Raw genomic sequence first — 12,684 nt, 5'->3', positions numbered from 1 at the left:
TAGCTCCCCTCTCTCTTGGGAGAGGGGCTGGGGGTGAGGGCAAAATGTCTTCACCAAGCGGGTTTAGCGTTAAGTTGACACCAATGGGCAGTGCCATGCCCTTACACTTCGCGATTAATCTTGTACCGCATCTGAATGGGAACCGCTATATTTAATTTAGTTTATATAAAATATATCTAGTTTTTTGCACGCCAATTATCATTTTTATCTTCATTTTTTACAAATATAACGCTATTTTAATGAATATATATCTAAATCATAATATTTTTATCTAGATTTTGACAATTTTCTTAACAATAAATTATTCGTAGTATAACTTCTTTCAAAAGAAGCAACTACCTGATTTTGTAATTGAATCTTGCGGTAAATAATTAAAGACTTGTGCTTAAATTATAAACTTAATATTATATTTAACTAAAAAATGGTGTTTATTAAAGTTCTATTGTAATGGTTAAATAACTTTGGCATTAAGAAAAAGGTTGATAGTAAAATTAAACAGCCGGATATTAAAAATTAAATTCATCAAAACACAATTTATATAAACACCAAATATAGTCGCTTTTGCTGTAGGATATGATATCTATGCCATTGTACATCAATCTACACAGCAACCTTAACCTTAGCGATCGCAAGCGGTATAATTCCATAAGAAATTTAAGGTTTCAAAAGACAACCTATACCCATAGAAGTATGTATCTATAGTACTAGGGTATCACTTAGACTATAAATTATTAGGAATATGCACAATTATGGTGTGTCGTCAAAGCTGTTGATATTAACTAGAAGTTGGTAATAACCTGGCGATCGCTTCTAGCCACATCAAGTTCAGATTGACTATAAATACTAAAATGTTGAATCTTGTTACTCTCTAAAATAGCTCTTGCACCTGCTACATAGATATCAGTACCTTTTAGTATTAATAAGTAATGACCAAGGGTTAGATGATGCTCATAATATCTAGCTAGCTCATCAGAAATTCCTAAAGTAGTATATTTATCTTCAGAACTGCCGATATTTATCTTGGAAATATCACTTATACCAATTGTATTCTTAACAAGTACGGATACCTGACTCATTGGGAAGCCAGCAGTTCTCAGTTCAGTCAGCGCTGTTTGTGCGTCTTGATGCCGATAAAAAACACCAAGTGCGTGTCTATAGCGATTATTTGGGGTCGAGTATGGCTCAAAGACTCCCCATTGTTGAATATCACGGCGATTAAAAATCCTCTTAGCAAGACGAATTTCTATGTCTATACCGGTCACTATCACCAAATAGTAACCTTTACAGACAAGATCGCTATAACCCTGTGCTTGCTTTTCAGAAATTCCTAAACTTAGGAATAAAGCAGGCAAACCACCTGCTAAGGTGGTAGCGATCGCAGTTACTTCTGCTCCGGCTAATATGACTGGGCCTATACCAGGAATTACTAATAAGGCTAGACTGACTGATAATTCAGTAAGACTGCCTAAAGCATCACTAGCAAAGGCTCCAGCAGTCTCTTCTGAGGATGTATTGCCAGTGTTTTCTATAATTTCAACACCAGCAATATCACTTTTTTCTTCTGTATTCCGTGCAATAACAGAAACTTTGTCCATTGGAAAATTAGAAGCTTTTAGTTCCTGAAGTACCAATTGTGCATCGGGATACCCAGCGAAAACTCCTATAGTTCTTCGCTCTTTTTCTAATGTCATTTTATCGGTTTATTGCAGTTAGAAGTGATTCCCAAGATTGCTACCTAAATTTGAGGTAATTACACAGCTCGACGAGTCAGTAAACCCCAAAGGAAAATTAGTATCATTGCACCAATAACAGCAAATAAAATGCTTCCCAGAGATAAAGCTCCTACAGATGCAGCTGCTGCCGAACTACTTCCTAGCAATACTTGACCCAAATAACCACCGAATACGGCTCCAAGGATTCCTAATATAATGGTAGAGATAATACCGCCACCTTGGGTTCCAGGATAAAATAACTTAGCTAACGCACCTGCAATTAAACCCAAAACCAACCAAGCAATAATGTTAGTCATAGAATTTCTCCTTCACTGAGAATCTGCTTTGTTTGCATTTGACTATTTCATATTAAAGTTTGTCTCCAAAATTTTCGATCTATCTAGAGAACTAATATCAGAAATCTTTAGATATCATTTGAATATTTGCCAAGTCATCTTTGAGGATGAATATACAAATTAGTCACATTGTATACATTTAAGTATTTGTATAGCAGTCCTATTTGACATCATACAAGATGTAGATAAGGAAGCTAACCGCATTCTATATGAGACACGACGTGTAGCTAGCTTCCCTGTATGGGTAAGTGTAGTATCTCGTAGAGAAAGACACAAAAGGAAGAAAAAATAAAGAAATATATACATTTCACATCTAGATTTTTGATTTTCAAAAAAGCGATATCAGCCGTTCAAAGCTCAGGACTGGAGACTATAGAAAGAGCTAGTTGATATAGTTGGCGACGGGGAAGGGAAGTAAATTTTGCTAACTGACGGCTAGCTTGCGATCGCGATATTCCTTGACTAATTAACTGTTTCAATTCGGCTTTCAATTCTTCTTCTGTCAGTTGGGGCTGACTGGCTGGAATTCCCGCTACTACTAATGTATATTCACCTTGGGGTTCTCGTTGGGTGTAGTAAGCGATCGCTGCGGCAATTGTCCCCCGCCAAAATTCTTCATACAATTTAGTTAACTCCCGTCCTAGCACAATTTGGCGATCGCTTCCCCAAACCTCTGCTAAGTCTTGCAAAGTATCTCGCAAACGGTGCGGCGATTCGTAGAAAATCAATGTGCGAGATTCTGTTTGCAGAGATTCTAAATGTTCTTGTCTGTGTTGAGTTTTAGCTGGGAGAAAGCCTTCAAAGACAAATCGATCTGTTGGTAGTCCAGCTGCACTCAAAGCGGTAATTGCTGCACTAGCGCCAGGAATCGGAACTACTGGAATTCCCGCTTCAATACAGGCTTTCACCAGTTCATATCCAGGATCGGAAATACCTGGCATCCCAGCATCGCTCACAAGAGCGATCGCTTTATTATTAACTAAATGCTCTAATAACTCTGGAATCCGGCTGGTACGATTGTGTTCGTGGTAACTCACCTGGGGTGTTTTAACTTGAAAATGCTGTAGCAGTTTCCCCGTATGACGCGTGTCTTCCGCAGCAATGATATCCACAGTTTGCAAAATTCGTACTGCCCGAAAGGTGATATCTTCCAGGTTGCCAATTGGTGTGCCGACAATGTAAAGTGTTCCTGGTTTTGGATCGGTTTGCATGAGCAAGAGTTAAGAGTTAGGAGTTAAAAGTTCAAAATAATAATTTACGTCTAATGCGAATTGAGTATTAGCCACATTTCATACCCAAATTTTGTTTTTTTGACCCAACGAAAGTTTCTAATTCATCAATTTCAGTGATTTCGGGTATTTCTGGTTCTTTAAGACGCGATAAATCGCGTCTCTAAATCTGGGTTTTGCTGCTCATTCTGTGTATTACGTTTTATCAAGGAAGGCAGGAGGCTCCAGCGCTGGAGGCAGGAGGAAAACTGCCCGACGCTCGCGGACTCGCTAACGCTGCGCTATCTCCCTCCTGCCGCGACGCCTTGGGAGCAGGGGTTTAAGACCTTACCGTTTATACGGCGCAAAAAAAAAGGGAGGGGTCTGAATCCTCTTCCAATTGTTCCAACTGAGCCTCCTGCCTCCTGCCTCCTGCCTCCTTCAACTTATTTCAATAATCTTAGTCCACTGAGGGTAACTAACACTGTGGAACCTTCATGGCCAATGACGCCGATGGGTAAGTTAATATTTCCTAGAAAGTTGCCGACCAAAAGCAACATAATGAAACTCAACGCTACAACTATATTTTGTTTTACTATGAGTTGCGATCGCCTGCCCAAATGCATCGCTACAGCAATTTTTTCTAACCTGTCTGCCATCAGTACGATATCTGCGGTTTCCAATGCCACATCGCTACCAGATACTCCCATCGCTATACCCACAGATGCTTGCGCTAAAGCTGGTGCATCATTAATGCCATCGCCTACCATTGCAACTGTTTGATATTGTTGCTGTAAACGGCGGATAACATTCAGCTTCTCTTCTGGTAAAAGTTGGGCATATACCCGATCGATTCCGACTGCTTTGGCGACACTGCGAGCAGTTTGTTGATTATCCCCAGTTAACATGACAATTTGTTCAACTCCTAGTTTCTTTAATCTGCTGATGGTTGCGGCTGCTTCGACTCTCACCTCATCTGCGATCGCAATTACACCCATCACCTCTGCGCCCCGTGCTACCCAAACCACAGTTTTACCTTCTTGCTCCCAAGATTGAACTATTTCTTGGAAATCTTCAGGTAAATTTGTTACATACTGTCGTACAAAAATGGCATTGCCAACAATTATTTGTTGTTCTTGGGAAATTCCGACAATTCCCTGTCCGGGTATGGCTTGCACTTGGATTGCACCAACCCAATTTAAATCACTAGCTGCCTGTACAATTGCTTTACCGATGGGATGTTCGGAAGATGATTCTACTGTCGCTGCGGTTTTTAATACATCTGCTTGGGTGTATTCACTAACTGAAACTACCTGAAAAACCTGCACCTGTCCTGTTGTGAGAGTACCAGTTTTATCAAATGCGATCGCTCTGACTTTGCCAATCTTCTGCAACTGCGCTCCATTTTTAAACAAAATTCCTTGTCTTGCACCATTGGCGATTCCCGAAAGCAGTGTGGGCATAATTGCAGCCATCAGCGCACAGGGAGAAGCTACCACTAAGAAGGTAAGAGCGCGATAAATTGTTATTTCCCAATCCCATCCCCAAAAAAATGGCGGTAAAGTTGCCAGTAATATCCCAGCTACTACAATGACTTTGGCATATCCTTTCTCAAAGCGATCGATAAACTCTTGCGAAGGAGGTGCTTGAGTCTTTGCTTGTTCTACCAAACGAATTACACCCTGGATTAAACTGCTTTGAGCTGGTTTATGTACTTTAATTTGCAATGCACCATAGCCGTTGAGTGTACCGGCAAATACTTCTTCGCCCACTGCTTTCTCTACAGGTAAAGACTCGCCTGTAATAGCAGCTTGATTGAGGGTGCTGTAACCGGATAAAATTATCCCATCGGTAGGAATTAGCTCTCCAGGTTTGACGACAATCTCATCACCTACTTTTAGCTGACTGATCGGAATTTCCTCTTCTCTTCCTTGATACAAAACCCTTGCTGTATCTGCTGTCAAACTCATCAAACTACGGATACTCCGCTCAGTTCGCTGCATTGCATAGCCTTCTAATGCGCCACTGATGGCAAAGATCAGAATCAAAATTGCCCCATCAATAATTAGATGATATTCTGCTCGCCATAAGCCGAGGCTAGCAGCACCAATGGCGGCGACAATCATCAGCAAATCTACATCGAGTTCTTTTTCTTTGAAGAGAGTAGTCAATCCTTCCCGCGCACTTTCGTAACCACCAATTAGATAAGCAGCGGGTAGCAGTAGGAACGCAAATCCCAAAGCGCCAAGATGTAAGGCGAACCATCCGAAAAGTAACAGCAAGCCACACAAAAGGGGGGCTACGGTATCTGGGTGTTCTCTGGTGAATTGGTTCAAACGTTGGGGGTAGAGCATGAGAGGTGAATTAACAGGGACTCTCTCACGCTAAACCTTGACATTAATGTTAATGTCAAGGTTTATAATGATTTTGAAACGCAAAGGGGCGCTGAGGGAAGCGCAGAGGTACGCAGAGTTAAATCTTTATCTGTATTCTGGGAGCATTTTTCAAAAGTGGGATGTGGGTAAATGCAACGATTTAACATGTATTGACGGAAAATATACAAGCTTTACTGATCTTTCATCATTCTGTATGAATTAATTATCTTTTAGCTTCACCTATAGGTTATTGGTTTGAGCGTCAAAGTAATGCACCTGTACGAGTAAAACCAATTAGTAATCAAGAAGCTGAAAATTTAGGATTACCAATTTCAGAACTGATTGCCCGGGGCTGGCTGTATGACCCAGAATAGAGTACAGATAGTAATTTTGTGTCTAGGTGGCTTGTGGAGAATTACAAAGAATTTTGCCGTTGTTAAAGGAAATTATGAACGCTGGTAGCTTAACTATTAAAGAACTCACTGATGCAGTCGGTGGAGGTTTAACTCCGCGGATGGTGCGCCATTACCATCAATTGGGACTGCTGCCGCAACCAGTACGATCGCGCAGCAATTACCGTCTCTACACCCAAAAAGATGTCCTCCGGTTACAACGGATTGTCGCACTCAAACAGCAAGGGTTTCAGCTAAATCATATCCGCAATATTTTGGAAGTGGAACCAGAAGCCGATACAACTGTTAACCTCACGCGACAACTCCAACAGCAATATCGCGCGGTGATGCAACAAATTTCCCAACTGCGGCAAACTGCATCAGCATTAGAAGGATTGTTGGGGCGCGATCGCCATTGTCAAATTATCCAGGCGGAAGTTTTGGCGCAACTGAAGTTACTTGATGTTGAAACCCAAGCCGGATTGGGGGGATTGGAAAACCTCTGGAGTGGCTTGGATGCCGAAATTCATACCCACTCGGAAGCTTTTACAGAATCGCTACAACGCTTACTACCTGATTTGTCTCACCGTTCGGAAATTGAACAGCATTTAATTTCTCAGCTGGTTTTGGCTTGTGGTGATGTTAGTTTAGTGTCCTTTGTCAAATTGAGTCGAGATGCGATCGCAGCTAGTCGAGATGCTTTATCTTCAAGTTGTCAAATTGTTGTCGATACTCAAACGGTTGCTGCTGCTTTAGATCAAACCCGATTACTTCACTTGGGATGTTGCACCGAAACCTTAATTGATAACCCCCATATTACCACCGCCACAGAGGCAGAACTCGCCTTTTGCCAACATCAAGAATGGCGATCGAAATTGCTGGAAGTAAGTAATGGTTGTGTGCTGGTAGTTGGTTATGCTCCCTCAGTACTTCTAGAAGCTTGTGAAGCGATCGCTAACCAAAAAATTCAGCCTGCATTAGTAATTGGAATGCCCATTGGCTTTAGTCATGCTCCCGCAGCTAAACGACAACTGATGCAACAAGGGATACCTTATATTACAGTTAAAGGGACTTTGGGAGGTGGCGCATTAGCTGCAACTGCTCTAAATGCTTTGGTTGAGTCACTGATTGATAAGCCAGATTGTCATTGTTATCTCAAATAAGTGCCGAACAATAAGTATTCACTTAAGACAGTCTCAAAGAAACGAGTTTCAAAAACCTTGGATGAAAATGTTCTAGGAACTGGAATTTTTACTCAGCACTCAGCACTCACTACTCAGCACTCACTACTCAGTACTCAGCACTACTAAAAATAATATTGTTAAATAATATTGAATTTGCTACACTTTACCAGTTTTAGTAATTCAATAATTCATAATTGTGGCCATAAACTACCAACTTGGTATAAGTTGCAATCTAACTTAGAAAAATTTATAGTAAACAGACTTTGGCAATTAGAGTATAAATTATCATGCTATCCAAGCGACAACGAAGTATAAATCAGCATAAGTGCTTTGAAGTAATTAGAACTAAAGATAACTCAGATGTATAATTAGCCCGTCTTCTCCATTATCTTTATAAAGATCGCGATTTAGGACTGGCAGGCTTTCTATTTTTTACTTTAATTAAGGGGCTTATGTGGCAACAAGAAAAAAAAGATACTTCGATAATCAGGCTGGTATTATGGGTTGCCTTAGCTACAACCCCGATGGCAGCATCTCTGGTGGTATCAGCACCGATGCTGGCACAATCTACACCTGAAGCTACCTCTTCGCCACTGCCACAAACAGGGCAGAATGAATCGATAGTGCGGATTGACGGTTCCAGTAGCTTGAGTGCAATCAACCAAAGCCTGAAAGAAAGTTTTGAAAAACAGTTTACTGGTAAAAAAGTTGAAGTTGCTGCTAACGGGACTGAGACAGCGCTAAAAGATTTGCTAGATGGCAAAATCGATATAGTCGCAATGGGGCGCGGGTTGACGCCGGCAGAAAAAGCTCAAGGACTAGAGCAAATTCGTTTGCAGCGTGAGAAGATTGCGATCGTGGTTGGTGCAGACAATCCTTTCAAAGGAAGCTTAACTAGTAAGCAATTCGCCCGGATTTTCCGCGGACAAATTACAAATTGGTCGCAACTGGGAGGGCCTTCAGGGAAGATTCGGTTCATCGATCGCCCGATCGCAAGTGAAACTCGCAATACTTTTCGTACTTATCCAGCCTTCAAAACTGCTGAATTTGCTACAGGAGCCAATGCTACCCAACTAACTGACGATAATACCGCAGAAATCATCAAACAACTGGGCAAAGACGGCATCAGCTATGTGTTAGCTAATCAGGTGTCGAAGTTGAAAGGGGTGCGAGTTCTGCAATTACATCAAGCCTTACCAGATGATGCTAAATATCCTTTTTCGCAACCTTTAGTTTACGTTTACAAAAAAAATCAGAGTTTAACCACAGTAGATTTTCTTGGCTTTACCCTAGCACCCCCAGGACAGCAGGCTATAGAAAAAGGTAGAACTGTCGAAGCCGAGGCGATCGCAGCCAGCGTATTACAACCTGCTGTTGCGGCTTCCCCCAGTGCCCAGACGACACCAGCGGCTACGCCTTCCCCTAGTGCCACTAGTTCTGCATTTGGCGAACAGCCCTTTGTGGCTGCTCCTACACAAAACACTCCAATTGTAAATAAAGAAACACCATTGTGGTTGCTGCTACCTGTCTTTTTTATCGCTGTAAGTGGATCTGCACTATGGTGGATTCTCAGAAAACGTCCATTGCCCGCTCAGACAACAGACAATTTACCAGAATCAAATTCTCATCCACCCAATGGAGAAACGGCGGCGCTCGAGGCTAGCACGGGTTCCTCTCTGAATGGAGCGACGCTGGAGGAGCAGGCAGTACCGCACTTCCCAGAGCAGGAAACCCCCGATCGCACTTCTTTCAATATCTACGCTCAAACACAATCCGAACTGAACCAAAATGCTAGTCAGGGGACAGCAAATTTAGTACAGGAGACAAGTAATGGTACTTCTAACCTCTATGAAGGCGCGACATCAGGCGTAGCTAATGGCTCGGAAAATAACAATTTAGGAGCCGCAGCTTTAGGTGGTGCGGCTATAGCAACAGGCATCGGGGCGGCTACTTGGTCTACCTTTAGCAACAAAGAACCAGAAACAGACGCAAGTAATGAGACCTTTGAGTCAGGTAATTATACTGAGACGAACATTCCTGAGTCTGATGAAGTTGCATGGGATATAGAAGCTCCGGCGGCTGTAGTCAATACTTCATATCCTCACCTGGGTAATATTCCAGAAGAAATATCTGATGTGGAACTGTCTTCATCTGAGGTGACAGCCCCACTCCCGGAATTACCAGATGTGCCACAAGTAACATCTGATTTTGGATATTGGGACACAGAAATTAGTGAAGATGAGGTAGATGACGAACTTCAAGCAGAATTGAACTGGCTAGAGAGTATCACCTCAACTGAAGATACAGCCTCAGTAGATGAATGGCCCTTAGCGGAATCTGACGAAGTGACAGCCGATGTGGAAGCATCAGCGACAGAAACATCCCCACTGCTCGATTTACCTGAATTTCCAGAAGATGTATTGAGTAAAGATGCATTGAATGTGGTAGCGGACGCAGCCGAACCCACTTTAAATTTGCCAGAGGAAGAACTTCCCGCCGAGCCGACTGTCGGGGAAGGTGTTGCTGAAGCTAATACAGATTTGGCTGCGGCGGCGGCTTTAGCAGCAGGTGCAGGAGTTGGTGCTTGGGCTAGCACTTTCGGATCGGATGCTCAAAATGAGATGAGCGCAGCCAATTTGGTAGATGCAGATGAAGAAAGTAATATTGTGCTCGCACCACATACTTATACATCGGCTCATGTCTCTTGGGAGATTTCCGCAGCCAAGAAAGCAGAACTGTGGCAACAAGGCGGTACTCAATTGGTAGTGCGGCTGTATGATGTGACTGGTATTGATTTGAGCTATCAAAGTCCGCAGCTGGTACAGCAGTATGAATGTGCAGAGACAGCACACGATCGCTTTGTAGAGATTCCCCTGGGCGATCGCGACTACATAGCTGAAATTGGCTATATCGCTTATGGCGAACACTGGTTATTCATCGCCCGTTCTGCAATTGTTCGTGTCTTCAGTCCTGTGAATCCAGATCCCATAGTTGATGATGTGGCAATCGCAGCCGAAACAGCTATTGGTTTGGTTGATGCAGATGAAGAAAGCAGTATTGTGCTCACACCAGATACTCATGCATCAGCTCATGTCTCTTGGGAGATTTCCGCAGCCAAGAAAGCAGCACTGCGGCAACAAGGCGGCTCTCAATTGGTAGTGCGACTGTATGATGTGACTGGCATTGACTTGAGTTATCAAACTCCGCAGCTGGTAAAGCTGTATGAATCTGAGGAAACAGAAAACGAAGGATTGGTGGACATTCCTCTGGGCGATCGCGACTACATAGCCGAAATTGGCTATGTCGCTGATGGCGATGCCTACGGCGGTAAACTACGCTGGTTATTCATCGCCCGTTCTGCGATCGTTCGTGTCTTCAGTCCTGTGAATCCAGATCCCGTAGTTGATGATGTCGCAATCGCCGATAAAACAGATGTTGATTTGATAGATGTCCAAGAAGAGAGCAGTATTGTCCTCACACCCCGCACTTTCCAATGGGCTGAAGTCTCTTGGGAGATTTCCGAAGCTCAGAAAGCAGCACTGCGACAACAGGGCGGTTCGCAATTGGTAGTGCGGCTGTATGATGTGACTGGAATAGATTTGAGTTATCAAAATCCGCAGTTGGTACAGCAGTATGAATGTGAAGAGACAGCACACGATCGCTTTGTGGAAATTCCCATCAGCGAACGCGATTACATAGCTGAAATTGGCTATGTCGCTGATGGCGATGCCTACGGCGGTAAACTACGCTGGTTATTCATTGCCCGTTCTGCGATCGTTCGTATCTTCACTCCAGCGCCTACATCGACAACAGATTCCACCGTTGAAAATGTAGCGTTAGCAAGCGAAACAGCTGTTGGCTTGGCAAATGTCGAAGCAGAAACTGCCCCAGAACAGAGCAGTATTGTCCTCACACCCCGGACTCCCAAATGGGCTTATGTCTCTTGGCACATTTCCAAAGCTCAATCTGAAGCACTGCGACAACAGGGCGGTTCCCAATTAGTAGTGCGGCTCTATGATGTAACCGGGATTGACTTGAATTCTGAAAGTCCCCAGCTTGTCCAGCAGTATGAATCTGAAGAGGTGGCACGCGATCGCTTTGTGGCGATTCCGGTGAGCGATCGCGATTACATGGTTGAAATTGGCTATATTGCTGATGGCGATGCCTACGGCGGTAAACTACGTTGGTTACTCATCGCTCGTTCTGCTAACGTTCGGGTATTCAGTCGTGCCTACGGAGATTTCTGGTTTGTCGCTGATGCTGAGTTGATTATTCACGGAGCAACTCAACCAAATACCAGCGTAAACATTGGTGGTCATGCCATCAAAATTAAACCCGATGGTACTTTCCACCTACGTCTCCCCTTTTCAGATGGTTTAATGGACTATCTGATAACAGTAGCTGCTGATGGGGAATCCCCAAGAACTATCCATAAGAAGTTCTCTCAGGAAACTTCCGAAAGCTAACATTACCTGAGTTATCCCCTCTAACCCGAATGGCACGAAGATAAGGCAGGAGGCAGGAGGCAGAAGGCAGAAGGAAAAGAAAAGAAAACCCTGGAAGTCCTGCAGCACAAGGATTTAAAACTCCTGCCTCCTGCCCTCTGCCTCCTGCCTCACCCCAACAAATAGCTTTTCTTAGTGCCATTCCCCTCTAACCCGATTCTCCCTTTTTAGGGGGAAATGGGGAGAGGGGATTTTATTATATAGCAGTTTTCAGATGGATAAAATACACTACTCTAATCCTTAAGCGCACGTTCTGAGTGGGTAATACCAATTCTCTAAAATAAGGCAACAGATGTAAGCAAGGATTGCCTTGCTGCATCTAAATTTATCAATTGCGAATTGGTATAAGTCTTGTAGAGGCAATTGGAAAAGATGAAGTAATTTCTGAAGTAGCACTCCCGGATTTTTCCCTTGTGAGAAATCCAGGTTTATTGCCTAGAAACTAGAATAATATGAAGAATACACAAAGCTCAGTAGTTGTACATAGGTTTATCGGTAAATAATGTAAAGATTATGCAAAGATGAGTATTTCAGTATAAATCTGTAAGTAAAATATTAAAGGTTATTGAGATGTTCTCTGTTTTCAAGCTAAACACTCACATAGAATAGCCCACAAGGAGGGTATCAAAATCTTTTTACCAGGCAAGAGTCAGCTGAGTGCTGAGTAAGACTTAGGTGCTGGCAAAAACCAAATATGAAGGGTGGATTTTAGGCATTAAAGCTGAATTTTTCAATGCTTGTTTAGTGATTTGTACTGAACAAAGATGATTAAAAAAGCCTGAAATGACCGGTTATCCTGAATGCACACCTTCATTAATTTGTAAATTGCTTAAGACTTAGATTAGTCTGAGATAGTTAGATAAGTGATACGTACAAGCCTTTTTATCTGGTGAATCTTCAAGAAATTTACTGATGAGCCTCAATAATGAAGTATAAAGTATTCCGAAAACGT

Annotated in this window: 6 protein-coding genes; 2 read left to right on the top strand and 4 right to left on the bottom strand. The window is 42.7% G+C overall.

Translation table 11 applies throughout. From position 1 onward, the window contains the following. Window positions 1–779: 779 nt before the first annotated feature. The 4 genes from V7K41_RS15990 to V7K41_RS15975 form a co-directional block, all read right to left on the bottom strand. Window positions 780–1,691, bottom strand: coding sequence for a hypothetical protein (locus V7K41_RS15990; protein ID WP_334849649.1), 912 nt, complete (start codon window positions 1,689–1,691; stop codon window positions 780–782). Between the two features lie 59 nt (window positions 1,692–1,750). Next, the gene (locus V7K41_RS15985; RefSeq protein WP_289796500.1) at window positions 1,751–2,029 is read right to left on the bottom strand and encodes a GlsB/YeaQ/YmgE family stress response membrane protein; all 279 of its coding nucleotides are present in this window, start codon (window positions 2,027–2,029) and stop codon (window positions 1,751–1,753) included. Between the two features lie 389 nt (window positions 2,030–2,418). Then, window positions 2,419–3,279, bottom strand: coding sequence for a 16S rRNA (cytidine(1402)-2'-O)-methyltransferase (rsmI, locus tag V7K41_RS15980; RefSeq protein WP_334849648.1), 861 nt, complete (start codon window positions 3,277–3,279; stop codon window positions 2,419–2,421). 443 nt (window positions 3,280–3,722) lie between these two features. Beyond that, window positions 3,723–5,630 (bottom strand): heavy metal translocating P-type ATPase, encoded by a 1,908-nt coding sequence (locus V7K41_RS15975; RefSeq protein ID WP_334849646.1) that lies wholly within the window; start codon window positions 5,628–5,630, stop codon window positions 3,723–3,725. A 469-nt stretch (window positions 5,631–6,099) separates the two neighbouring features. Here V7K41_RS15975 and V7K41_RS15970 point away from each other — a divergent pair, with 469 nt between their 5' ends. Then, window positions 6,100–7,206 (top strand): precorrin-8X methylmutase, encoded by a 1,107-nt coding sequence (locus tag V7K41_RS15970; protein ID WP_334849644.1) that lies wholly within the window; start codon window positions 6,100–6,102, stop codon window positions 7,204–7,206. A gap of 473 nt (window positions 7,207–7,679) precedes the next feature. After that, window positions 7,680–11,693 carry a DUF4912 domain-containing protein gene (locus V7K41_RS15965; RefSeq protein ID WP_334849643.1) on the top strand — a complete coding sequence of 1,338 codons (4,014 nt, stop codon included), beginning with the start codon at window positions 7,680–7,682 and terminating at the stop codon, window positions 11,691–11,693. The last annotated feature ends 991 nt before the right edge of the window (window positions 11,694–12,684 follow it).

The sequence above is a fragment of the Nostoc sp. genome, from assembly GCF_036917415.1.
Lineage (GTDB): Bacteria > Cyanobacteriota > Cyanobacteriia > Cyanobacteriales > Nostocaceae > Nostoc.
This window is presented reverse-complemented; position numbering and strand designations above follow the sequence as displayed.